Raw genomic sequence first — 22,712 nt, 5'->3', positions numbered from 1 at the left:
CCCCTAGGGGCGGGGTCGGGGGCGGAATCGACCACCGACACTGCGATTCTTCAGTCGCGACGCCGGATTCCTCGGCCTTCCTCGATCCGTCGATCGAATTGGCTGTCCGTTTGATCTCTTTGGCGCCGCCCGGGAGAAGGGTGTTGCCTCGGCCAAGGCTGGCCTTGCGAAAATGAAATTATCGCACAGGCCTGTTTTGGAAACCTTTTCATGAAGGGTCCCGACGTGCTTAGGGGCCTGCGCCGGCTGGGATTTCGTGGTCCGCATTTGAAGTAGAGCTCGCGTGAGGAGGCGCGGCCGCCGACGAATTCCTTTCACGGATCGAAACGGGCGCTCACTGTCGCGATACTTGCAGGGCTTGGCGCCGAACTATTGTCCAGCCCTTCGTAATAGCTCAGACGTTCAACCCAGCTTGCGGCGGCTCGGATTTCAAAGCCCGCATCTCTTGGCTCTTTTCAAGTCCCGTTACGGGCAGTCCTATGCCTTTGATCAGCGCATAAATCGCCGGGATCACGATGAGCGTCAGAAATGTGGAGGAGACCATGCCGCCGATCATCGGGACAGCGATACGCTGCATCACCTCAGAGCCGGCGCCCGTGCTCCACAATATCGGCACGAGGCCCGCCATGATGGCGACGACCGTCATCATCTTGGGGCGCACCCGTTCAACGGCGCCGAGCATGATGGCTTCGCGAAGATCCGCCTTTGTGAACGCCTTACCCTGATTGGCGCGCGCGTCGGCGACTTCATTCATGGCTGCGTCAAGATAAATCAACATGATGACGCCGGTTTCCGCGGCGACGCCGGCGAGCGCGATGAAGCCCACGCCCACAGCGACGGACATGTTGAATTTCATGAGCCACATTAGCCAGACGCCGCCGACGAGGGCGAAAGGCAGGGACAGCATGACGATCAATGTCTCGGTAATTCGCCTGAAGTTCAGATAGAGCAACAAAAATATGATTGCGAGCGTGACCGGAACGACAATGCGCATGCGTGTCTCGGCGCGCTGCAGATATTCGAACTGACCGCTCCAGACGGCATAGGAGCCCGCTGGAAAATCGATTGCGTCACTAACCGCCTTGCGGGCCTCGGCCACGAAACTGCCGATGTCACGGTCTCGGATATCGACGAAGATGTAGACGGCGAGCTGTCCATTCTCCGTGCGGATGGAGGTGGGGCCCCGGACCAGCTCAACCCTTGCGACCTCGCCAAGCGGAATGGTTCCGCCGCCGGGAAGCGAGATGAGGACATCGCTCGCGATCGCTCGAGGGCTTGAACGAAAGTCCCTGGGGTAGCGGATGTTGACGCCATAGCGCTCGCGTCCTTCGACCGTGGTGGTCACGACTTCGCCGCCGAGCGCCGTCGCAATTGTGGCCTGCACGTCGTCGATCATCAGTCCATAGCGCGCAAGCGCCCCGCGATCCGGCTCGATGTCGAGATAATACCCGCCCATCACGCGCTCGGCATAGGCGGACGCGGCGCCACGCACGCCCCTAATGACTTTTTCGGCCTGCCGCGCGAGCCCTTCGAGCTTCGAAAGATCATTGCCCATGATTTTGACGCCGACCGGGGTCTTGATGCCGGTTGCGAGCATATCGATCCTGTTGCGGATCGGCATGGTCCAAGCGTTGGAAACGCCTGGGAACTGCAATGCGGCGTCCATCTCCGCGACGAGGCTGTCGATCGTGACGCCTGGCCGCCATTCATCCTTCGGCTTGAGATTGATGATGGTCTCGAACATTTCGAGCGGCGCGGGGTCGGTCGCCGTCGATGCGCGGCCGGCCTTGCCGAAAACTGACCTTACTTCGGGAAAGGATTTAATGATCCGATCCTGCGTCTGCAGCAGTTGCGCAGCCTTGGTCACGGAAAGACCTGGAAGGGTCGTCGGCATATAGAGCAGCGCGCCTTCGTTGAGCGCCGGCATGAACTCCGAACCGAGCTGGCGCGCGGGAAGGATCGTGACGACAAGAACGCCGACAGCCAGAAGGATCGTTGGAATCTTCGCGTTCATGACTAGGCGGATGATCGGCCGGTAGACAGATATCAGCGCCCGGTTGATCGGGTTTCTTTCCTCTGAGACGATCTTGCCGCGCACGAAAACAACCATCAACGCCGGCACGAGCGTAACGGATAGCAGCGCCGCTGACGCCATGGCGAAAGTCTTTGTAAAGGCCAACGGGCTGAACAGCCGGCCCTCCTGAGACTCCAGCGTGAAGATCGGCAGGAACGAGACCGTTATGATCAGCAGGCTGAAGAACAACGCCGGACCGACTTCAGTCGCTGCGTCGATCAGAATGTCGAGGCGCGGCGTATGGGGCGCGGCCCGCTCCAGCCGCTTGTGAGCGTTCTCGATCATCACGATCGCGGCGTCGACCATCGCGCCGATGGCGATGGCGATGCCCCCCAGGCTCATGATGTTGGACCCGAGCCCGAGCGCCTTCATCGCCGCGAAGGCCATGAGCACGCCGACCGGCAGCATGATGATCGCGATCAGCGCGCTGCGGAAATGCAAAAGGAAGACAACGCAAACGAGCGCGACGATGACGCTTTCCTCGACAAGCGTGCCGCGAAGCGTTTCGATCGCGGCGTGGATAAGTTCGGAACGGTCGTAGACCGGGACAATCTCAACGCCCTTGGGAAGGCTTGGCGCGATCTGCGCCAGCGCCGCCTTAACATTGTCGATGACGGTCAGGGCGTTGGCGCCATAACGCTGCAAGGCGATTCCGCTCGCCACCTCGCCTTCGCCGTTGAGCTCGGTGACGCCGCGCCGCTCATCCGGTCCGAGCTCAACGCGCGCGACATCCTTGAGAAGGAGCGGCGTTCCCTCGCCGGCGCGCAAAACGATATTTTCGAGATCGGCGAGGCTTTTCAGATAGCCTCGTCCGCGAACGATAAACTCGAATTCCGAAAGCTCCACCGTTCGGCCGCCGACATCCGCGTTGCTGGCGCGAACAGCTTGACGAATCCTTGAAAGTGGAATGTTGAGGGCGCGCAGCCGGTTAGGATCGACGACAATATTATATTGTCGCACGTAACCGCCCACGCTCGCCACTTCGGCGACCCCTTCGGCCTTCGCGAGGCCGTAACGCAGCGTCCAGTCTTGAAGCGAGCGCAATTCGGCAAGCGTCATTTGCTTTGCGACAAGCGCATATTGATAGACCCAGCCGACGCCCGTCGCGTCAGGACCGAGAACCGGCGAGGCGCCGGCCGGCAAGCGATTTGTCACGGCGCTCAGATATTCGAGCACGCGCGAACGCGCCCAATAGACATCCACCCCGTCTTCGAAAATCACATAGACAAAGGAGACGCCGAAAAAGGAGAAGCCGCGCACCACCTTCGACCGCGGAACCGTCAGCATGGCGCTCGCCAATGGATAGGTGACTTGGTCCTCCACGACTTGCGGCGCCTGTCCCGGATATTCGGTAAAGACGATCGCCTGCACGTCCGAAAGATCCGGGATGGCGTCGAGGGGCAGAGTTCGCAGCGAATAGAGGCCGGCGGCGATCGCAAAGAAGGTCCCAACCGACACCAGCACGAGATTGCGGGCCGACCAGGAGATGAGCCGGCCGATCATTTGCCCGCCTCGCCATGATCGAGCGCCTCTAGCGCCGCTTTCAGATTGCTCTCCGCATCAATCAGGAAGTTGGCGGAAGTAACGACGCGGTCTCCTTCGGCGACGCCGCTTTCGATTTCCGCATAGCCGTCTCCGTGACGGCCGATCTTGACTTGTCGCGGCTCGAAGCGGCCTTCGCCTTTGTCGAGAAGCACGACCTGTCGCTTGCCTGCATCGATAATCGCGCTTTCCGGCGCGGCGAGGACCTTCCCCTTGCCGCCGGTTTCGATCTCTACGTCGGCGTACATATCGCCGAGCAGCAAGCCCTCCCTATTCGGTAGCTCGATGCGCACGCGCGCGGTGCGCGTTTCCATGTTCAGATGGGGATAGATAAGCGCGACGCGTCCCTTGATGGGCCGATCCGGATAGGACCTCGTGCGGATGATCACCGTCTGACCCGCGGCGACGGATTCCACGTCTCGTTCGGGAATATCCGCGAGCACCCACACGACGCTATGATCGACTATGCGAAACAGCATCTCTCCGGGCGCCGCGCGCATGCCGCTTAAGGCCTTGCGTTCGATGACGTGGCCATCCTGCGGCGCCGGCCATGTGACGACGCGGGGAACGCGGCGGCTCCGTGCAATAGCGGCGATCATGGCGTCGTCGAGGCCAAGATTGACGAGTCGCCGCCGTGCGCCTTCGATTCGCGCCGAGGAATGGGCGTTCAGCACCGCGACATATTCGGCCGCGGCGTTGGAGAGGTCGGGCCCGTAGATGCGCATGAGCGGTTGGCCCTTGCGCACATAATCGCCTTCCGCGAACTTCTCGACGGATTCGACGAATCCCTCGAAACGAAGCGACACGACCGACATGCGTCGCGGGTCAAAGTCCACGCGGCCAGACGCCCGAACAGGAACGGCGATCATCCGCCGCTGGACAGGCTCCGAACGTACGCCCGTCTTTTGCAACTTGGTGGCGCTGATGACGACCGTGGAGGCGTCCTGCGTCTCGTCTTCATAGACGGGCACATAGTCCATTCCCATCGGGTCTTTCTTTGGAACCGGCGACGTGTCGGGGAGGCCCATCGGGTTGCGGTAATAACGGATGCGACGGCCGCGGCTTTCCTGATGGCCTGGCGCAGGCGGCTTGTCTTCGAAGGAGACGTCTTCGCTGGCGCGGACGGCGACATAGTCGTTGCCCGCTGCGTTCTTCTTCGGATCGGCGGAATAGAAGGGCCCGTCCGGATCCCGGTAGTAGATCACCGGCCCGGTGCCGGCATGGAGCTCGGTAGGCGCGCGCATCGGCTCCTTGGCGCGCCAAAGCACGACGCCAGCGCCGACGAATGCCGCCACAGCGAGAGCCGCCCCGAAAAGAAGTTTTGCGCCCTTCATAGCGAACCTCCGGCGAGGCGTTCGAGGTCGGCGTATCTGCTCTGCTCCTCGATTTTCAAGCCGAGGAGCTCCAGCTCGATGGCGCGCAAGCGACGCTCAGAGTCGAGGAGCGCGGCCAAGCTCGTCGTGCCCGCGTCGAATCCGCTGCGCGCCGTTTCGATCGACAGTTTCGCCGGCGGGAGCTGTCGCTGTTCGAATATCCTGATCGCCTTGCGGACGGCCTCGAGCCGGAACCATGCCTCAGCGACTTCGCCGTCGAGGCGGATGCGGAGCGCCTCGTTGCGCGCCTGCGCGGCTCCAACACTGGCGCTCGCCGCCCGCTGTTCGGCGTCCTTCGCCTCATATTGCAGCGGCACAGTAAAACCCAGCATAAACATGCCGCTGTTTTCGCCGGTCTGGCGTTGCACGAAATTCGCGCCAGCGGTGATGTCCGGATAGTAATTCAGATCGGTGAGCTTCTTGGCCGTCGTTGCGGATCGCACTTGAGCATGCGTGGCGGCGAGCTGCGGGTTGGACGCGCGTGCGAGGTCCTGAACGCCCGCAAGCGTCAGTTTTGTTTTGAGAGAGGGAAAACCCTTGGGCGCGCCAAGCGGCGAGCGCGCGTCGCGCCCGATCAAAGCGTTCAATCTGGCGGCCGTCGATTTCGCCTCCCCTTCACGGCGCGCGACATCTGCGGCGGCGTTGGCGGCTTCGAGCTCTGCCTTGATCACATCCTCCTGCTCGACTGAGCTTGCGCCATAGCGCAGGCGCAACAGCTCAAGCAGTTGGTCGACCCGTTGCTTCAGCGACTTCGACAACGCCACTGCGCGCTGCGCGGCGTTGTATTGAGCGAAAGCGGTCTTGACGCGTGCGACGAGGTCAATCTCAATTGCATGACTGCGGTGCCAGGCGGCGTCGGCGTCCGCTTCTGCGACGCCCCTCTCCAGATCAGTCTTCCCCCAAAGCCTGAACGTCTGCTGGGCGCCGATCCACCGCTGACCAACTCCACGACTGTTCACGTCCCAAGCTTGTAACGTGACCACGGGATCTGGCTGGACGCCTGCCGCGCCGACGCGCTGGGCGGCGGAATCTGCATCGAGAACCGCGGCCGCCATCTCGGGGCTGAGTTTTTTCGCCAAAGTAACGACGCTCTCGGCGGTTACGCCGGGAAGGTCACGATCGGCCGCCGAAGCAGACGCGATTGATAGGTTCAAGAGCAGGGCTGCAACGAGAGGCAAACGGAGACGTTGCATCATCGCGTAACCCGAAAGACAAGACGGTTCTGAAGCGTTCCGATCTCTCCTTGAAGCTTCGCCGCAAGGGAGATGCGCCAACGTCCCTCGTCGGTTAGGTCGACCTTAAATCGATAGAGACCAGGCTGCGGGGCTCTTGTCGACTCAATGGCGCTTGTCATGGCTTCCATGTCGTCCGGCGCCATGTCGAGCCTCATGGCAAAGATGACGGCGTCGGACACGAGTTTCCCGTCCGGCTTGTGAATCAACCGCACGTCAATGACTCCTTGTCCCCTCTTGAGTGTCGACTGGATCAGCTCAAAAGCATAGTCGTCGATGGCTGCGCGGGCGTGTCCTACGCCAAATATGAGGAGCGCCAGCAGCGCGCCACTGGCAAGCTGCCTGTTTTTCTTTGGGATTAGCGTCATCTCTGGCTCCCTCTCGGAAGCTGGTGCTGCTGGAATAGCTGTCGCGCGACGATGCTGCGCAAATGCGCGCGCGGACGGGCGGAGGCCGATTTGAACAGCGCAAAGCAAGGGGGCCGGCGACATGGCCGTCGACGCGCCAAGGCGCGCTGGAAAAATTGGCGCTAGTACAGCTTTAGAAGATCGGAGGACGAAGGCTGGGCGGGCTCGACACGCCTCGATGTGTCGCGTCGTCGGAAAGCTGCGTCCGCAGCCCTACCTCCGCCATGCGCGCCAGCGTGAAGGTTGCGTGAGGCGCGAGCTGAATCGCCCCGCAGATGAGAGAATCGCAGTGTCGCAGCGCCGCCGTGTGGTCGACCGGATGGTCCGGACAATCCTCTGCCGCCGACATTCCCACACATGAATTTGCGACTGGCGCGGCAAAACTGGACGCCGCGCCCGAGAGTGCGGCGACGACAACCATCGCGGAGACGATTAGGCGCAGCCAGTTCTGCTTCATTGTCGTCCTCTGCGCGATTGATATCACGGACTCCCCCGCCCGCAAAACTATGGCGGACGCCAGTTCCGCTTGACGCGGCGACGAGCGTGTACGGCAAGGCGCTCTTGTGGCCCATGATGCGGACTTCCCGTGGTCCACCTCATGATCGCGGCGGTAACCGCCTTTTGGCGTCTCGCTTGCGCTTGGGCCGGCCAGCCGAAGGTGAGAAGCGCCTATGAGGTGAAGGTCGGTCCGTCCGTCGGGACCTTCGCACGCCGCCTGTATCAGTGCGCGATTGAGCGCCGAAGCCGTCAACTCGGGAGTTGCCAGCGTCGCATCCCTTCAATCCTGAATGTTGCGCCGCCGCCAGGCGTGCACGCCCATCGAGCGCTCTGTACTTCGGTTGGCGATTCGGGCTCCTCGAACGCTGCTAATACACTCGCACGTGAATCTACGGCGTCATGAGGCAGGGCCCCGCCGGCCCAACGGATAGCTGCTGTCGTCATCCCGGAACGGCTGCAGAAGCATGCGGTCGAGGCGCAGTTCGCTCGGGTCGCGGAACTGCTCGATGCCGATTATCATGCCCTCGTGACCGGCCGCCGGCTGGTCGCGATAGGTCCCGAGCAGCCGATCCCACCAGGGCAGGTTGAAGCCGAAATTGCTGTTGGTTTCATGTGGCGCCTCCGAGTGATGAACGCGATGCATGTCGGGCGTGACGAGAATCCAGCGCAGCGCTTTGTCGAACCTCCTCGGAAGGCGGACGTTGCCGTGATTGAACATCGAGGTCGCGTTGAGGAGCACTTCGAAAAGCAGCACGGCGACCGCCGGCGTCCCGAGCGCGGCGACGACGCCGATCTTGATCACCATCGAGAGCAGGATTTCGACCGGATGGAACCGCGCGCCGGTGGTCACATCGAATTCCAGGTCGGAGTGATGCATGCGGTGTAACCGCCACAGCGCCGGCACGGCATGGAACAGTACGTGCTGCAGGTAAATGGCGAGGTCCAGGAGAATGATCGCGGCGGTGAGCGCGAGCCAAGCTGGCGCACCTAACGCCCGGAACAGCCCCCAGCCGCGGTCGTCGGCAACCAGAGCCACGCCGACAGCGGCAACCGGAAAGGTGAAGCGAACGAGCAAGGTGTCGATCACGACGATGCCGAGGTTGCTGGGCCAACGCTGGAGGCGGCCAACGGCTTGGCGTCGCCGCGGCGCCAGCAGTTCCCAAAGCGCCATCGCGGCGAGGACGCTGGCGAAAGCCCCCAGGCGGATCGGGGGTTCGTAGGCAAGGAGGAACTCGACGAAGGTCATGTCTGGCACAAGGAGGCCCTGAGGCGTGTCGATTGACAGTTCAATCCGAGACCAGAAATGCTCGGCGCCACTCACGGCATTTCATTTGAGACTTGGGTCTCGATCGAACTGAAACCAAGAGGAGCGTCGAGAAGATCATGTCAACATCCTCCTCACCGCGTAAGGGCGCCTGACCCAGCGCTTGACGAAGTACAATTTCGGCGACGCTTTGTCAGCTAATTTCGGGATCCCGCACGCGTAGAGGGCGGATGAGAGGGACCGTTAAATTGATTGGGCGTTACGTTACTCTGAGGAGCGGCGGCGACGGCTTGAACAGCCAATCCAAGTGCGAATTAAAGGTCGGCGGCTGATAGGACAATGTCGTCGATAGAGGTGACGACCCTCAAGTTCTCGAAATCTCTTCAGAAAAGAATTTCAGTCAGCTCCGTAACCAAGAACCGGCCTATTTCGAAGAATGTTTTAGACCTTCCTATTGGCGCATCTTCGTAACGGATTCGCAGTCGCGTCCTGATCCTGCTTCACGATCAGAGCACGCACGCCCGTAGGCGGAATTGTGGGGCGCGCCGACGCGCGAATACGTTACAGCGCGAAAGGGTTTCATGCCTCAAGGATGGAGCCAATAAGGGAGGACGACATGAAAAAGGCAGCTCAAATCGCGTTGCTCGCATTCCTGCTCTTCATTGGCGTCGCAGGCGGTAGCGCAAAAATCGTCAATTCACTCAGGTCCGGCGCCAGCGACCCCTGCCTTGGCTACGCAATTTGCCAGTGACCCGAGCCTGACGGAATCGCTTGGAACTGCATGGGAGCAAGCAAAGGCCCACAATTGGCCGAAAGAACATTAAGCCGCTCACCCTCCATGAACTCCTTGGCTCACACAACGACGATGTTCCGACACGCAATTTCACAATTCTGGCGCTCGTTAGCGGCGGCTCCACTCGGCGAGCCGGCGCCGGCTCATATTCCGTCACGGTTGAGAGGAGTGATTGCGCAGGAACATAAGCGGGGAGAACTGCTTATCGCTTGGGCGCAAGGCGCATTGCTGCTGATTTGGAGCGCGCTCTATGCGCTCGCGCCAAGAGCTTTACCCTCGCAAGCATTCGAGTCCGTTCCGTGGACGCTGGCGGCCTATGGCGCGTTCATCATCGTCAGGCTTATCCTGATTTATCAAAACCGACTGGCGGATTGGCATGTGGCGCTTTCGATCATCGTCGATATAGGCGTGTTGATGTTGCTGATTTGGAGCTTTCATCTTCAATATGGTCAGCCGCCAGCTTTTTACTTGAAGGCGCCAACGCTGCTTTATGTCTTTATCTTTATAGCTTTGCGCACATTGAGTTTCGAGGCGCGATGGGTGTTGCTCGCAGGAGCGGTCAGCGCCGCCGGCTGGGGCGGTCTCTTACTCTACGCCGTCGTGGCGCAATCGGATAATCCACCGGTCACTCACGACTATGTCCATTACATGAATTCGTCGAGCATTCTGCTCGGCGCGGAATTTGACAAGATTGTCTCGATTCTCATGGTTACGGCGGTGCTGGCGTTAGCGTTGCGGAGAACGCAGCAACTTGTTCTGCGTTGCGTCGTCGATCATGCTGCGGCCAACGAGTTGTCTCGCTTCGTCGCAAGAGGCCTGGCGCAGAGAATCGCGCGCGCCGAGGCGCCGATCGAGCCCGGTCAGGCGGAGCTGAGATCGGCTGCCGCCCTCGTTATCGACTTGCGCGATTTCACAAGGATTTCTCGCCGCCTGACGCCTCAGGAGGTGATGCAGCTGCTCGGCGAATATCAAAGACGCGTTATACCGCTCGTTCAGCGTAGCGGAGGATTCATCGACAAATTCCTCGGCGACGGCATCCTCGCGAGTTTTGGCGCTGTGATCGTAAACGAAACTTATGCCGCTGACGCGCTCCGCGCTGTCGATGCAATCGCGTCGGAGCTTGAGGCGTGGCGCGCTACGCGCATCGAGGCCGGCTTAGTGGCGCCCTCGTTTGGCCTGGCGGTCTCAACGGGCGATGTTTTGTTTGGCGCGGTTGGCGACAGCACAAGGCTCGAGTACACGATTATCGGCGACGCCGTCAATTTCGGCGCCCGGCTCGAAAAGCACTCCAAGATTGAGCGGGTGACGGCCGTAACGGATTCGGCGACGTTTGAACTTGCTCGGTCCCAAGGTTACGCATCAACCGAAAGGTGGCGTTATCGTCTTGGGCGCGAAATTGCGGGCGTCGACTATCCAGTGGATCTCGCGGTTCTAATCGAGGCGGGGCGTTCCTCCAATGGAGCTCGGTTACCGGTGGCGGCGACCGTATAGAAACTCCCAACCGGAAAGACGCGCGAGCGACGCGGCGTCGTCGACGTCCTCGTGCATATTGAGCATCGCGACCGAAGCGCCGGCTAAATTCGCCAGACTGTCGGATAACGCATGTTCCGTCGACCACCGCACGTCGCGGAAGGGATCAACGAAGCGGGGTCGGCGGCGAAAGCCAACGGCCCAATAGCCACCGTCCGCTGCAGGGCCAAAAACCGCGTCATGATTGCCCAACGCCCGAAAAGCGCGCGCCACTTCGGCAATCGTGACCCGCGGCACATCGGAGCCCATGATGAGTACGGGTCCCGCCGGCAACGCCTTTGCGACCCGCGCCATGCGCGCGCCGAGGTCGCCCTTGCCCTGCGGCAAAACGCCAAAGCGAGGCGGCCAAGGTCCAGAGCGATCGGGCGTCACCGCGAGCCATGTTGTCCAGCGCGGATCGGCGCCGAGACGTTGAAGTGTCTGCGTGAGCACAACGCGCTGAAACCTCAACGCCTGCATAGGCCCTATGCCTGCCTCGAGGCGCCGCTTGCCGGCGCCGTATCGCGGCGCGCGCGTAAAAATGACAAGATGCGCGCGAAGACCCATCGTCAGCCGTAGACGCGCTTGATGAACTTCGTTGGAACGCCTGCGAAATATAGCGAGAGGCAAAGGAGGTTGCGGGCGCTGCGCCGCAGCCATCCCTCCCGGCGCCACCGCGCGGCGGAGGTGCGCGCCGTGACGGGAAGCGCTACGACGCGGCTCCGACCGATCCGGCGCGCGAGGTCGACATCCTCCATCAGCTCCAGCGGCCTATAGCCGCCGACAGCGCGATAAAGGTCGCGATGAATAAGCAGGCCCTGATCGCCATAGGGCAAGCCCAGTCTCCTAACGCGCCAGGCGACCATTCGCTCCAGACGTCGCGCTTGCCGTGATGGATCATCCAGAGCGAAGCGGAAGGTCGCCGCCTTCGTCCGATTTGCCGGGTCCTTGCAAAAATGGGTCACGGCCTTCCGCCAGCCTTCCTCCAGCAAAGTATCGGCGTGAAGAAACAAGAGCCAGTCGCCCCTTGCTTGCTCGGCGCCCGCGCTCAATTGCGGGCCGCGTCCTCTCGGCGCGACAATGACCCGCGCGCCCCGGTCACGCGCCATGTTTGCGCTATCATCGGTTGAGCCGCCGTCGACGACGAGAATTTCGCCGTCGACGCCAGACAGCGCCGCCAGCGCTCCTGGCAGCGTTTGCGACGCGTTCAAGATCGGAATGACAATCGATAGGCTCATGCTGACCGCCTATTGAGGCCTTCGTCGCGACCCGGGAAAGGTTACTTCCGTGCCGGAGATTAGAAAACATCCTCGAGGAAGGCCGTTGGCCGACTATATAGCTGCGGCGCGACATATCCGCCGCAGCGGTGAAACCTTTTGTAGCGCAGATTCGAATTGCTTAACTGAACATCAAGGAACCGTCGTATGAGAGTCCCTTCGGTCAGTGTCTTGAATGGGGAAGGCGTTCGCGCAGACCTTTCCCGGGCGGCGGCCCAATTCGCTGATCCAGACGTCACGGCCAAGGGCGAACGCCGCGCGTCGGTTCCCTTTCACCGTCTTGAAACCTTGTGGTTCAACACGGGGACGCTTTGCAATCTCGCCTGCGAGGGGTGCTATATCGAATCCTCGCCGCGCAACGACCGCCTTTCCTATCTGACGCGCGCCGAGGCGGCGGCGTTCCTGATGGAAGCGGCGGGGCTCTCTGGTGAACCGTTAGAAATCGGATTCACCGGCGGCGAGCCCTTCATGAACCCCGATACGCCGGGAATGCTCGAAGATAGCCTCACCGCGGGCCATCGGGTTGTTGTCCTCACGAATGGGATGAAACCGATGCAGCGCGCGAAGGCGAAGCTACTCGATCTCAGCGCGAGATTCCTAGACAGGCTGACGATACGCGTATCGCTCGACCATTACGAAGCGGCCGGCCATGAAAAAATTCGCGGACCCAACAGCTGGAAGCCAGCCATCGACGGCCTGCGCTGGCTCGCATCGAATAATTTTGATCTGACCATCGCTTCGCGTCTCGTATGGGACGAGACCGAAGCCGAGACGCGACGCGGATTTCGCGCGCTGTTCGACAGGCTGGGGTTGCGCCTCGACGCAGACGATGCCGCTCGATTGGTCCTCTTCCCGGAAATGGACGCGCGCGAAGATGCGCCGGAGATCAGCGAAGGCTGCTGGAGTATATTGGGCCGCTCCCCCATGGACATGATGTGCGCGACTTCGCGGATGGTGATCAAGCGCAAGGGAGCGGAGCGGCCTGTTGTTGTGTCCTGCACGCTTTTGCCGGACGCGCATGGCTTCGAGTTGGGGACGACGCTCGCGGAGTCATTTCGCTCGGTCAGTCTCAACCATGTCTTCTGCTCGCGTTTTTGCGTTCTTGGCGGCGCTTCGTGCAGCGCGAAGGGAGACAATGGATCGTGAGCGAACAAGTCACGTGCGACATTTGCATTATCGGCGCCGGCTCCGCCGGTCTCTCCGTCGCCGCGGGCGCGGCGCAGATGGGCGCCCAGACGATTCTTATCGAGGCAAACCGCATGGGCGGAGATTGCCTGAATACGGGCTGTGTGCCGTCGAAATCGCTTCTCGCGGCCGCCAAGGCCGCGAATGCGGTTTCGCGAGCGACGCGCTTCGGCGTTCATGGCGGCGAGCCCCGCGTCGATTTCGCGGCTGTCAACGCCTATGTGCATGACGTGATTGCATCGATCGCGCCGCACGACTCGGTTGAGCGCTTTGTTGGGTTAGGCTGTACGGTAATACAGGCGCGCGCCCGGTTTATAGATGAACGAACGATCGAAGCCGGCGGCAAAATCATCCGCGCGCGGCGCTTCGTGCTCGCGACAGGAAGCCGCGCCGCGATCCCCGACATTCCGGGAATCGAAGACGTTCCTTATTTCACGAACGAGTCGATCTTCGAGAATTCGGTCCTACCGAACCATTTGCTCATCGTTGGCGCCGGGCCGATCGGCTGTGAAATGGCGCAGGCGCATCGGCGCCTCGGCGCGAAAGTCACCTTGCTCGATATTGGTCCCATCTTGCCCAAAGATGATCCGGACGCGGTCGCCGTCGTGCGCGAGACGCTCGCCGAAGAGGGCGTCGACATACTGGAAAACACAACAATCGCACGGGTAGAGAACGGAAATCACGGCGTCGCGCTCGTGATTGAGACGGAGGCTGGAGAGAAACGCCTCGATGGCTCGCATCTGCTTCTTGCTGCGGGCCGCAAGCCAAATATCGAAAATCTTGGCTTAGAGGCGGCCGGCGTGCGCTACTCCGCCAAGGGCGTCGAGGTCGACGCGCGCCTGCGCACGACGAACAAACGCATTTTCGCCGCCGGAGATGTGATTGGCGGACTTCAGTTCACGCATATGGCGAACTATCACGCCGGCATCATCATTCGTAATGCGCTTTTCCGGCTGCCAGCGAAAAGCGAGCCATCGCCCTTTCCGTGGGTCACCTATACCGACCCCGAACTCGCTCAGGTCGGTCTCAACGAAGAACAGGCGCGGGACCACTATGGCGACGGCGCGCAATTGCTGCGCGCCGAATTTCGAGACAACGACCGCGCGCGCGCCGAGGGGACGACTCGCGGTTTTCTCAAAGTCCTTACGACCAAGCGCGGGCGGGTGCTCGGCGCGACGATGGTCGGCCAGAAGGCCGGCGAATTGATCGCGCCCTGGACGTTAGCGATCTCTCAAGGCCTGAAAATCGGCGCCATCGCCAATCTCATCGCTCCCTATCCGACGCTAAGCGAAATCTCCAAGCGGGCCGCTGGGAGCTACTACACGCCGACGCTCTTTTCTCCGCGCACGCGCAAACTCGTGCGCTTTCTGGGACTTTTCGGATGAACCTTAAACGCGTCGCCCCTCTCCTTGTTCTGGTGGCGCTCGTCGCGGCCGCTTTTGCGTTCCGGCTCGATCGCTACCTGACGCTCGAAGCTCTGAAAGACCATCGCGCCCTACTTCTCGTCTTTGTCGAGTCTCACGCGTTTTTGGCGGCGATCGGCTTTGTTCTTGCCTATGCCGCCGTTGTCGCGCTTTCCCTGCCGGGCGCGACAATCATGACGCTGGCCGGCGGCTTCCTCTTTGGCGTGCCGCTTGGCGCGACGCTGACCGTCATTGGCGCGACGGTGGGGGCGACGCTCCTGTTTGTTATCGCGCGTTCGGCATTTGGCGATTTGCTGCGTCAACGCGCTGGGCCGTTTCTTGCCCGCATGGCCGAGGGCTTTCGCAAGGACGCCTTCAGCTATCTGCTGTTCCTGCGCCTTGTTCCGGCCTTCCCGTTCTGGGCCGTCAATCTGGCCCCGGCGCTGCTCGACATGCGACTTGCTCCCTATGTTGCAGCGACCGCTCTCGGGATCATCCCGGGGACTACGGTCTACACAGCCTTTGGCGCAAGCCTGGGGCAAGTATTCGACGCCGGAGACGATGTGCGGCTGAAGGACGTATTCAGCCCGACCCTGATCGCCGCCCTTGTTGGGCTCGGTCTTTTATCGCTATTGCCGGTCGCCTTGCGCAGATTGCGCAAAGCGCCGTCTTGAGCCTCATCTCTCTCACTGATGGGAATCCCGCAAATGTCCGTTGTGCCGGCGAAAGAGATAACCGACTATCCGTGGTTCATTCGACTTTTCTTCTGGAAGCAGCGGCGAACCTATGGCCGCGTGCTCGATCCCGGTCTGCTGTGGGGTCGCTCGCCTTGGGTTTTCGCGGCTGTCGCATTACTTTATGGCGCGCTGGATCGGCGGTCGTCCCCGCTCTCGCCTGCACTACGATCTCTGGTGACAGTACGAGTCTCGCAAATCAATCATTGCGCGTTTTGCGTCGACATCAATTCGGCGACGCTGGCGAAGCGCGGTGTCCCAATGCAGAAAATCGAGGCGCTCGCCGCATGGCGGGAGAGCGCGCTCTTCACCGCGGACGAAAAGCTCGCTCTTGAATACGCCGAAGCGATGACGATCACTGAGCCGGGCGTAAGCGACGACTTGCGAGCAAAACTAAAACTGAGGTGGCCCGACGACGCCATCGTAGAATTGACCGGGTTAATCGCGTTTCAGAACCTTTCATCGAAATTCAACGCGGCGCTCGATGTCCCACCTCAGGGCTTTTGCGTCGCGCCGGCGCAATCGAGCGCGAGTTCGCTTTCCCCATAGTCCTAGCCGTCGCTCGACGCTCATGAGTCACTGCGCGCGCCATGATCGCGATTCGAGCGACGGAGGCTCGTACGCGCCCAATTCAGTGAGGGGATTGCTGAACGCTGAATGTTCGCCGAACGCGCGCATCGCAATTGCGACGCTTCCACGGCGTTTGTAACTTTCAGACAGTTCGTTCGAAGATTCCATTGTCGAATGCGGCCAACGCTTCGAGGCGCGAGATCTAAGCGCCCGTTTCGCCGCGCAAGACAGGACGACGCTCATGAACGCCATCGCCGCTGCTCTTTCGATCTACGCTGCGGCGGCTGTCGTCATCCTTGTCGTCACCCTCATCGCCGTCGGTTGAGCGCCATCGTAGCGCATGGTCGATAGCTTGCGATCCTTTCTCGACGAGAGCGGCAACACGCAGCGCCGCATTCTAACTGTGCAATTTCGTCTGAACAGGTGGAGCGGCGAGCGCTTCGCCGCGTAACGAGTCGCCGCAGCTGATACATCGTCGAAAAGCAATCCGCGTGAAGCGTCGTGGCGCGTCGGTTCATTGTCTTCCAAGACAGGCCTTGAACCGGCAATGACGAAAGCCCTGGCCTTGCATCGCTGATCGCCTTCGCATGAGACATCGCTTACGCTAGCGCTTCGTTTTGATCTTTCCGTTTGACGACATGCGTCGCAGTATTTGTAGGACATGTTCCATTTGCCGCCGTTCTCGCATCAATGAATTCGTCCACGTGTAACTTTCCTCTTCGACCTTGCGAACTGGGAAACATGGAAAGCGTTCGCCGCTAAAGTCACTTCGTGACCGGCGCGCAAATGCAGTCGATGCAATAAGGCCGCGAGCTCCAGATCAAAACCAGTACGAAGGAACGGCAAGATGAAGCAGCCTCTCTACACCAGTCTGAGCAACAACGGCGGAAACGCATATTTTGCCGGCAATCGCGGGGACACACGATTTCACACCGTCCGCGCGGGCGTGAATTATCGCTTCAATCTGTTTGCGCCCGCGCCGATCCTGGCAAGATTCTAGTCGAGCAAGCAATCAAGCAAGTGCGATCCCGGCGCTCGCCGCCGGGCCGACGATGTGATCTCCGCGAGACCCGCGCACATCGCGAGGAACGTCAACTCTTAAACGTATGCCCTGGAACGGCCGCCAGAGTCGACGGCGGAATTGCCGCCTAGAAGGAGCCACGAATGCAAAGAATTGCCGAAGTGATTGACGTAGCTTTTTGGGGGGGTGTGCGCGTGGCGTCACTTCTCGCGCTTATATCTTACGCGGCCGCGGCGACAACCGAGCCCGCGGATCTCTTCCGCGTAGCTGCAAATGATCCTTCCGTGATTGTCGATCATTCGGCGTGGGACCGTCTGTTGCAAACCTATGTGCATCCGGGCGATGACGGACTGAACCGGGTGGACTATGGGAGCTTTCAAGCGAATGGCCACGCGGAGTTAAAGCAGTATCTTGAAAGCCTGCGCGCCGTCGACCCGCGAACGCTCAGCCGTTCGGAGCAATTCGCCTTCCTCGCTAATCTTTATAATGCAAAGACGATCGACATCGTGCTGGATCACTATCCTGTCTCATCGATCAAAAACGTCTCGCTCGGCGGCGGGCTCTTTGCGGCGTTCACCGGCGGCCCCTGGAAGGCCAAAGTGCTGACATTGCAGGGCGTCGAATTCAGCCTCGACGACATCGAGCACGGCGTGCTGCGGCCGCTGTTCAAGGATCCGCGAGCACATTATTCCGTAAATTGCGCATCGGTCGGCTGTCCCAATCTACAGACGCACGCCTTCACCGGCGCCCGCCTCGACGCGCAACTCGACGCGGCGGCGAAAGCCTATGTCAACAACCCGCGAGGAACGAATTTCTCCGGCGGCCGGCTCGTGGTTTCGTCGATTTACGAATGGTTCAAGTCGGACTTCGGCGGCGATGATGTGGGCGTCCTCAGACATCTCCGCAAATATGCGACTCCGTCTCTCAGGTTAAAACTCGACTCTGTAAGATCGATCGGCAGTCATCATTACGATTGGACGCTCAACGATGTCCTGCGGTGAAGCGGGGCTCCGCTATTCCGGCAGGACGCGCGTCGGCACGCAAATTTTTCATGAGCGGCATGTCGCCGGTCGTCAGTCATGACTGGTTCATGGAATAATGGCTCGTCATAGGACGGGGAGCGATACGAAATTGACAAAAGCGAAGCTCGGCGCAGGAGCTATTTCGCTATTCTGGATGACGTGGATGGCCTTGTCCGTCGCGCGGGCGGAAAGTCTCCTGCTAGATCCTGCAAAAGCGCTGGCTAGCGCGAAGCGGATCGACTTCGTTGGCCGAAACGATTTCAGCGTCGAGGAGAGCGCGCAGGGCGCCATGCTACGTAGCGTCCCTCATAAATCCGCATCCGGTCTCTATCATCCAGTTGAACGGCACGGCGCTGAGCTGACGCGCGTTCGGTGGCGATGGCGCGTCGACCAACTCCAGGCCACGGCAGATTTGCGCATGCTCGCAACCGAAGATTTTGGCGCAATGATCATGTTCGTTTTCGGCAAGCCGTCGTTTCTCAATCGCGACGTTCCGACGTTGGGCTATGTTTGGACGGCGACGCCCCTGCACAACGGATCGATCATCCGCTCCCAGCGACACCAAAGCCTCGCCTATATCCAACTCCGCGGAAGCGCCGACATCGGTCTTATGCGCGTCGAAGAGCGTGACGTCGCCGGCGACTATAGAAATGTGTTCGGCAAGGAGCCAGGCGAGTTGAATTTCATCGCCGTGTTCAACGACAATGATCAGACGAATGAGCCCGCATCCGCCCTGTTCGGGCCGATAGTGGACGGACGCTAGTAGTCACTAAGAGTTGAATCTCTGATTGCTCTAATTTCGCAGCTGAGGGCTCGACCAGGCGGCGCAATTTGCGTGCTAAGGCGGTTTCCCGGCGTGAGCACGTCCGAAATCGAACGAATAAAGGAATTCTAGGAATGCATAGCGGGGAAGTCGGTGAGGATCTGCCAAATCCTGGTCGGTGGCGCTTCGACAGTGATTTGTGTTTCAATCGATATCTTCATTGTCGTTTCCTCGAAATCGGCGTGTCCCGTCCATGACGGAACACGCCGACGCGAATATCAATCCCCTTACGCCTGCGCCATCTCCCACACGCGCGTGGCGAAGACCTCGTCTACCGGCGTGTGAAAGACGTGGTTCGCATAATTGCTGATCGTCTTGACGCTGATGGCGAGGATGATCCCGAGAATATTTCTCTCGCTGTATCCCGCGGAGAAGAATGCCTGCGCGTCGGCTTCGTTTGGACGCCCTCGCTTTTCGAGCATGATCCGCGTGAACTCCGCGAGCGCCCGCAGCTTGGCGTCGGAAATTGGCCGGCCGTCGCGGATGGCGTCCGTCACATCGGGTGGCACCTTCGACATCTTGTCGGCGACAAAGCTGTGCGCCGCCATGCAGTAGTGGCACTCGTTCCAGCGGCTGATGACGAGAAAGATCACTTCTTGCTCGATGGGAGTAAATCCGCATTCCTGACGAAAGGCCGCATAGCCGGAGGAATAGGCTTCGTATAGCGCCGGCTCATTGGCCATGGCCCCATACATTTTTGGCGTGAACCCCATTTGTTTTTTAGCGGATTCGAGCAGGCTCCGGGCTTTTCCCGTCGCCGTCTCGATCGTGAGGAAGGGGACGTCTTTAATTCGATAGGTGTTGCTCATTGCGTTCGCTCTCCGACTAACGATTCGCCAGACGACGAAGATCGGCGTCCGTCATAGGCTGGCCGCCGACCCCCCAGGCGCCGGGGGCCACGTCCTCGACGATGACCCAGGTCACGTCCCTCAGGCCCTCGCCTTCCACCGCCAGTACGGCCTCCGTCACCCCCGAGATGAGTTGCTTCTTTTGATCAAGCGTCAGATAGCCGCTGATTCCCTTGATGTTCACGAGTGGCATGCCGCTGCTCCTTTGGCTTAGCGTCAATGGAGCGATATCCACATGTATTTGCAAGCTGCACAAGTAGGCACTAATATTAGCTATAGTGTCCTTTTTGATACCAATGGAGCGTGCATGAGGAAACAGCGACATCAGACCTACACATGCTGCCCGCTCGAAGCCGCCCTGGACGTGATGGGAAGCAAATGGAAGGCGACGATCCTGTTTCGCCTTCTCGACGGCACAAGACGCTTCAATGAACTTCGCAGGCTGATGCCAAATGTTACGCAGAGAATGCTGACCCTCCAGCTACGCGAACTCGAAGCCGACGGCATGATTCTGCGTAAGGTTTTCGCCGAGGTGCCGCCCAAGGTCGAATACTCCCTGTCCGATCTCGGCAGGACGCTGGAGCCATTGCTGCGGGAGCTGTACCAGTGGGGCCAAACGCACATACAGCGAAAACAACCTGAGGCCAGTCCGGAGCCCGCCTCAAGCTCGATTGAAAAGAAAATCCTGCGCTCAAGCAATTAAGCAGCGCTCTTCTTTCTGCGCCGAGGGTCAAAACGGCATGTCTACCCCCCGAGACGACCGCGCGAGGTTGGAGCGCGAGGAACGCTGGCGGCAACTGATGCGCGCCGCTCAAGACGGCGACACCGCCGCCTATGCTGCGCTTCTCTCTGAAATTCTTCCCGTCCTTCGCAGATTCGTCGCTTACAGATGGCCAAGCGCGCCGGACGTAGAAGACATCGTCCAGGAGGTTTTGCTGTCGGTCCATACCGTCCGACACACTTACGACCCCGCTCGCCCTTTCATGCCCTGGCTGATGACGATCGCGATGCGCCGGACGATCGACGCCGCGCGTCGGCGTACAGCTCGATCCGCGAATGAAACAACGGTCGACATCATGCCCGAAACCTTTTCGGGAAACGATACGAAGAACGAACAGGAGACCAGCGATGATCAAGAGGCGATACGGCGCGCCCTGGCGCAATTGCCAGACGGGCAACGCCAAGCGGTCGAGCTGATGAAAGTGCGAGGTCTGTCGCTCCAGGAGGCTTCCGCCGTGACTGGCAAGAGCGTGGCGTCGTTGAAGGTCAGCGTGCATCGGGGGCTCAAGACGATGCGTGAAGTGTTGAAAAGAGAGACGCAATGAATTCGGAAGAACTTATTCGTCGCCTCGCCGCAAGCGCCAAGCCCGTCCGCCGTCTACCGCACCCCATATGGCGCGCAATGATGTGGTTTGCTCTTTCTCTCGCCTATGCCGCGGGCTTGGTGTTCGTCGTTGGGTTGCGCGCGGATTTCTCGGTTCGGATCGCGGAACCGCGCTTCTTAATCGAGCTCTCGGCCGTCATTCTGACGTCGATGATGGCGGCGGCGGCCGCGTTTTGCTCGACCTGCCCCGGCCGGCCGCTGTGGGAGCGCCTCGCGCCTTTTCCGTTCTTGCTGGTCTGGCTAGCGTCTCTTGGCGAAGGCTGCTGGCGCGATTGGACGCTCCATGGAGTGCAGGGTCTCGCCATTCAGCTGGAATTCAGTTGCTTCTGGAAAATCGTTGCGACAAGCGCGGCGCCGCTGATCCTGATCCTGCTCATGGTTCGCCGAGGCGCGCCAATTGCGCCCTACCTGACAACCGGGCTCGCGACGCTCGCGGCGGCGGCGCTGGTCGCGGCCGGCATGCTCCTGTTCCATCAGCAGGAATCAAGCGTCATGGTGCTTGTCTGGCAGTTCGGCTCGGTCCTTGTCCTCTCAGGACTTGCTGCGCTCTTCGGTCGGCATGTCCTTTATTGGCGAACCGTCGATATGCGTTCGCTCGACAATCAAACGACACCTCACTGCTAACGGGATTCCGCCGAAAGGGTGACGGTCGGCTAAAAAGGCGCGCTCATGAACATCCAGGTCGTCAAGGACTATTACGGCAAGATCCTTCAGGGATCGCAGGACCTCAAAACCAAAGCCTGTTGCACGCCGGACAATATGCCGGAGCGCGTCAAAGCGCTCCTGTCGAACGTCCATGACGAGGTGCTGGCGAAATATTATGGCTGCGGCCTCGTCGTTCCGGAGCTTTTGCAGGGACGCCGCGTCCTGGACCTTGGTTGCGGATCGGGTCGCGATGTTTATGCGCTTGCCCAGCTCGTCGGACCGTCGGGCGAAGTTGTTGGCGTCGATATGACGCCGGAGCAGCTTGTGGTCGCTGAGGCGCATCTCGAGTGGCATATGTCGAAATTCGGCTTCGATCGGCTGAACGTGCGGTTTCTCAGAGGATATATCGAGGCGCTCAACACGCTCGGACTCGAACCGGGCAGCTTCGACGTCGTCGTATCCAATTGCGTCGTCAATCTGTCGATCGACAAGCCGGCGGTGCTCGAGGGCGTCTTCGACCTGCTCAAGCCTGGGGGCGAATTTTATTTCGCCGACGTCTATGCCGACCGGCGGCTTGATGAGGCGGTGCGCGGCGATCCCATCCTGTATGGCGAATGCCTCGGCGGAGCGCTCTATTGGGGGGATTTTCTCGCCCTGGGAAGGTCCGCGGGCTTTGGCGATCCGCGTCTCGTGACAAGCCGGCCACTTGAGATCACTGACCCGGGAGTCGAAGAAAAAATTGGCGCGGCGCGCTTCTATTCGGCGACATATCGCCTGTTTAAGATTGATGCGCTCGAGCCCGCCTGCGAGGACTATGGTCAGGCGGTGATTTACAAAGGCGGCGTTCCGGAAGCGCCGCATGAGTTCTCGCTCGACAGCCATCACGCGATGGAAAAGGGGCGGATTTTCCCGGTCTGTGGCAATAGCTGGCGGATGCTGAAGGAAAGCCGCTTCGCGCCGCATTTCGAGTTTATCGGCGACTTCTCCCATCATTACGGCGTGTTTCCCGGCTGTAGGACGAACATCCCCTTCTCCCCCGACGCCAGTCGCGGCGGCGAATTCGGCGACTGCTGCTGATGTCGGTCTCTTGGTTCCGCGGAAAGGACCG

22 protein-coding genes are annotated in these 22,712 nt (G+C 60.4%); 12 read left to right on the top strand and 10 right to left on the bottom strand.

Annotation, left to right across the window (positions count from 1 at the left end):
- Window positions 1–394 precede the first annotated feature (394 nt).
- From IYW40_RS15740 to IYW40_RS15715, 6 genes are all read right to left on the bottom strand, one after another.
- Window positions 395–3,577, bottom strand: coding sequence for a CusA/CzcA family heavy metal efflux RND transporter (locus IYW40_RS15740; protein WP_196401252.1), 3,183 nt, complete (start codon window positions 3,575–3,577; stop codon window positions 395–397).
- Entirely contained in the window at window positions 3,574–4,950 is a 1,377-nt protein-coding gene (locus IYW40_RS15735; RefSeq protein ID WP_196401251.1) for an efflux RND transporter periplasmic adaptor subunit, read from the bottom strand. Before IYW40_RS15735 ends, IYW40_RS15740 begins: the two co-directional genes overlap by 4 nt.
- Window positions 4,947–6,143, bottom strand: a complete 1,197-nt coding sequence (locus IYW40_RS15730; protein ID WP_246720840.1) for a TolC family protein — start codon at window positions 6,141–6,143, stop codon at window positions 4,947–4,949. The genes IYW40_RS15735 and IYW40_RS15730 overlap by 4 nt, the downstream gene beginning before the upstream one ends.
- Window positions 6,144–6,181: 38 nt before the next feature.
- Window positions 6,182–6,712 carry a FixH family protein gene (locus IYW40_RS15725; RefSeq protein ID WP_246720839.1) on the bottom strand — a complete coding sequence of 177 codons (531 nt, stop codon included), beginning with the start codon at window positions 6,710–6,712 and terminating at the stop codon, window positions 6,182–6,184.
- Window positions 6,713–6,761: 49 nt separating this feature from the next.
- Complete coding sequence (locus tag IYW40_RS15720; protein WP_196401249.1) at window positions 6,762–7,085, bottom strand: hypothetical protein; 324 nt, start codon at window positions 7,083–7,085, stop codon at window positions 6,762–6,764.
- Window positions 7,086–7,523: 438 nt separating this feature from the next.
- Window positions 7,524–8,372 (bottom strand): sterol desaturase family protein, encoded by an 849-nt coding sequence (locus IYW40_RS15715; RefSeq protein WP_196401248.1) that lies wholly within the window; start codon window positions 8,370–8,372, stop codon window positions 7,524–7,526.
- A gap of 979 nt (window positions 8,373–9,351) precedes the next feature.
- Here IYW40_RS15715 and IYW40_RS22295 point away from each other — a divergent pair.
- Entirely contained in the window at window positions 9,352–10,674 is a 1,323-nt protein-coding gene (locus tag IYW40_RS22295; RefSeq protein ID WP_196401247.1) for an adenylate/guanylate cyclase domain-containing protein, read from the top strand.
- On the opposite strand, the gene IYW40_RS15705 is transcribed toward IYW40_RS22295, so the two are convergent.
- A complete protein-coding gene (locus IYW40_RS15705; protein WP_196401246.1) occupies window positions 10,651–11,259 on the bottom strand; it encodes a TIGR04282 family arsenosugar biosynthesis glycosyltransferase in 609 nt (202 codons plus the stop codon). The genes IYW40_RS22295 and IYW40_RS15705 overlap by 24 nt on opposite strands.
- A gap of 2 nt (window positions 11,260–11,261) precedes the next feature.
- Window positions 11,262–11,930, bottom strand: a complete 669-nt coding sequence (locus IYW40_RS15700; RefSeq protein ID WP_196401245.1) for a TIGR04283 family arsenosugar biosynthesis glycosyltransferase — start codon at window positions 11,928–11,930, stop codon at window positions 11,262–11,264.
- A 186-nt stretch (window positions 11,931–12,116) separates the two neighbouring features.
- Between IYW40_RS15700 and IYW40_RS15695 the strand changes: the two genes are divergently transcribed.
- The 7 genes from IYW40_RS15695 to IYW40_RS15665 all read left to right on the top strand — a co-directional run bounded on the left by IYW40_RS15695 (window position 12,117) and on the right by IYW40_RS15665 (window position 18,667).
- Entirely contained in the window at window positions 12,117–13,115 is a 999-nt protein-coding gene (locus IYW40_RS15695; protein ID WP_196401244.1) for a radical SAM protein, read from the top strand.
- Window positions 13,112–14,539 carry an FAD-dependent oxidoreductase gene (locus tag IYW40_RS15690; RefSeq protein ID WP_196401243.1) on the top strand — a complete coding sequence of 476 codons (1,428 nt, stop codon included), beginning with the start codon at window positions 13,112–13,114 and terminating at the stop codon, window positions 14,537–14,539. Before IYW40_RS15695 ends, IYW40_RS15690 begins: the two co-directional genes overlap by 4 nt.
- Window positions 14,536–15,231: a TVP38/TMEM64 family protein gene (locus IYW40_RS15685; RefSeq protein ID WP_196401242.1), complete on the top strand. Its 696-nt coding sequence runs from the start codon at window positions 14,536–14,538 to the stop codon at window positions 15,229–15,231. Before IYW40_RS15690 ends, IYW40_RS15685 begins: the two co-directional genes overlap by 4 nt.
- Before the next feature lie 33 nt (window positions 15,232–15,264).
- Complete coding sequence (locus tag IYW40_RS15680; RefSeq protein ID WP_196401241.1) at window positions 15,265–15,840, top strand: carboxymuconolactone decarboxylase family protein; 576 nt, start codon at window positions 15,265–15,267, stop codon at window positions 15,838–15,840.
- An 868-nt stretch (window positions 15,841–16,708) separates the two neighbouring features.
- Entirely contained in the window at window positions 16,709–16,861 is a 153-nt protein-coding gene (locus tag IYW40_RS15675; RefSeq protein ID WP_196401240.1) for a hypothetical protein, read from the top strand.
- A gap of 164 nt (window positions 16,862–17,025) precedes the next feature.
- Window positions 17,026–17,883 (top strand): DUF547 domain-containing protein, encoded by an 858-nt coding sequence (locus tag IYW40_RS15670; RefSeq protein ID WP_196401239.1) that lies wholly within the window; start codon window positions 17,026–17,028, stop codon window positions 17,881–17,883.
- 184 nt (window positions 17,884–18,067) lie between these two features.
- The gene (locus IYW40_RS15665; protein ID WP_196401238.1) at window positions 18,068–18,667 is read left to right on the top strand and encodes a DUF3047 domain-containing protein; all 600 of its coding nucleotides are present in this window, start codon (window positions 18,068–18,070) and stop codon (window positions 18,665–18,667) included.
- A gap of 287 nt (window positions 18,668–18,954) precedes the next feature.
- Here the strand turns inward: IYW40_RS15665 and IYW40_RS15660 are convergent, their stop codons facing one another.
- A complete protein-coding gene (locus IYW40_RS15660) occupies window positions 18,955–19,536 on the bottom strand; it encodes a carboxymuconolactone decarboxylase family protein (RefSeq protein ID WP_196401237.1) in 582 nt (193 codons plus the stop codon).
- Between the two features lie 16 nt (window positions 19,537–19,552).
- A complete protein-coding gene (locus IYW40_RS15655; protein WP_196401236.1) occupies window positions 19,553–19,768 on the bottom strand; it encodes a 4-oxalocrotonate tautomerase family protein in 216 nt (71 codons plus the stop codon).
- Between the two features lie 42 nt (window positions 19,769–19,810).
- Here IYW40_RS15655 and IYW40_RS15650 point away from each other — a divergent pair, with 42 nt between their 5' ends.
- Genes IYW40_RS15650 through IYW40_RS15635 form a run of 4 tightly spaced genes read left to right on the top strand, consistent with a single transcriptional unit; the run spans window position 19,811 to window position 22,681 of the window.
- Entirely contained in the window at window positions 19,811–20,278 is a 468-nt protein-coding gene (locus IYW40_RS15650) for a helix-turn-helix domain-containing protein (RefSeq protein ID WP_348644291.1), read from the top strand.
- Between the two features lie 37 nt (window positions 20,279–20,315).
- Complete coding sequence (locus IYW40_RS15645; protein ID WP_246720838.1) at window positions 20,316–20,900, top strand: sigma-70 family RNA polymerase sigma factor; 585 nt, start codon at window positions 20,316–20,318, stop codon at window positions 20,898–20,900.
- Window positions 20,897–21,583, top strand: coding sequence for a DUF1109 domain-containing protein (locus IYW40_RS15640; protein WP_196401235.1), 687 nt, complete (start codon window positions 20,897–20,899; stop codon window positions 21,581–21,583). The genes IYW40_RS15645 and IYW40_RS15640 overlap by 4 nt, the downstream gene beginning before the upstream one ends.
- 45 nt (window positions 21,584–21,628) lie before the next feature.
- The gene (locus tag IYW40_RS15635; protein ID WP_196401234.1) at window positions 21,629–22,681 is read left to right on the top strand and encodes a methyltransferase domain-containing protein; all 1,053 of its coding nucleotides are present in this window, start codon (window positions 21,629–21,631) and stop codon (window positions 22,679–22,681) included.
- Window positions 22,682–22,712 lie beyond the last annotated feature (31 nt).

Origin of the sequence: Methylocystis sp. H4A, from assembly GCF_015709545.1 — a bacterium.
In the GTDB taxonomy this organism is placed as follows: domain Bacteria; phylum Pseudomonadota; class Alphaproteobacteria; order Rhizobiales; family Beijerinckiaceae; genus Methylocystis; species Methylocystis silviterrae.
The sequence above is the reverse complement of the archived record's forward strand: the minus strand, read 5'-3'. Positions and strand labels throughout refer to the sequence as shown.

Excerpts from the sequence above, each read along its gene's own strand:
- IYW40_RS15740 (WP_196401252.1), bottom strand. The coding sequence starts at position 3,577 with ATGATCGGCCGGCTCATCTCCTGGTCGGCCCGCAATCTCGTGCTGGTG.
- IYW40_RS15735 (WP_196401251.1), bottom strand. The coding sequence starts at position 4,950 with ATGAAGGGCGCAAAACTTCTTTTCGGGGCGGCTCTCGCTGTGGCGGCA.
- IYW40_RS15725 (WP_246720839.1), bottom strand. The coding sequence starts at position 6,712 with ATGTCGCCGGCCCCCTTGCTTTGCGCTGTTCAAATCGGCCTCCGCCCG.
- IYW40_RS15720 (WP_196401249.1), bottom strand. The coding sequence starts at position 7,085 with ATGAAGCAGAACTGGCTGCGCCTAATCGTCTCCGCGATGGTTGTCGTC.
- IYW40_RS15715 (WP_196401248.1), bottom strand. The coding sequence starts at position 8,372 with ATGACCTTCGTCGAGTTCCTCCTTGCCTACGAACCCCCGATCCGCCTG.
- IYW40_RS15705 (WP_196401246.1), bottom strand. The coding sequence starts at position 11,259 with ATGGGTCTTCGCGCGCATCTTGTCATTTTTACGCGCGCGCCGCGATAC.
- IYW40_RS15700 (WP_196401245.1), bottom strand. The coding sequence starts at position 11,930 with ATGAGCCTATCGATTGTCATTCCGATCTTGAACGCGTCGCAAACGCTG.
- IYW40_RS15695 (WP_196401244.1), top strand. The coding sequence starts at position 12,117 with ATGAGAGTCCCTTCGGTCAGTGTCTTGAATGGGGAAGGCGTTCGCGCA.
- IYW40_RS15685 (WP_196401242.1), top strand. The coding sequence starts at position 14,536 with ATGAACCTTAAACGCGTCGCCCCTCTCCTTGTTCTGGTGGCGCTCGTC.
- IYW40_RS15680 (WP_196401241.1), top strand. The coding sequence starts at position 15,265 with ATGTCCGTTGTGCCGGCGAAAGAGATAACCGACTATCCGTGGTTCATT.
- IYW40_RS15675 (WP_196401240.1), top strand. The coding sequence starts at position 16,709 with ATGAAGCAGCCTCTCTACACCAGTCTGAGCAACAACGGCGGAAACGCA.
- IYW40_RS15670 (WP_196401239.1), top strand. The coding sequence starts at position 17,026 with ATGCAAAGAATTGCCGAAGTGATTGACGTAGCTTTTTGGGGGGGTGTG.
- IYW40_RS15665 (WP_196401238.1), top strand. The coding sequence starts at position 18,068 with ATGGCCTTGTCCGTCGCGCGGGCGGAAAGTCTCCTGCTAGATCCTGCA.
- IYW40_RS15660 (WP_196401237.1), bottom strand. The coding sequence starts at position 19,536 with ATGAGCAACACCTATCGAATTAAAGACGTCCCCTTCCTCACGATCGAG.
- IYW40_RS15655 (WP_196401236.1), bottom strand. The coding sequence starts at position 19,768 with ATGCCACTCGTGAACATCAAGGGAATCAGCGGCTATCTGACGCTTGAT.
- IYW40_RS15650 (WP_348644291.1), top strand. The coding sequence starts at position 19,811 with ATGTATTTGCAAGCTGCACAAGTAGGCACTAATATTAGCTATAGTGTC.
- IYW40_RS15645 (WP_246720838.1), top strand. The coding sequence starts at position 20,316 with ATGTCTACCCCCCGAGACGACCGCGCGAGGTTGGAGCGCGAGGAACGC.
- IYW40_RS15640 (WP_196401235.1), top strand. The coding sequence starts at position 20,897 with ATGAATTCGGAAGAACTTATTCGTCGCCTCGCCGCAAGCGCCAAGCCC.
- IYW40_RS15635 (WP_196401234.1), top strand. The coding sequence starts at position 21,629 with ATGAACATCCAGGTCGTCAAGGACTATTACGGCAAGATCCTTCAGGGA.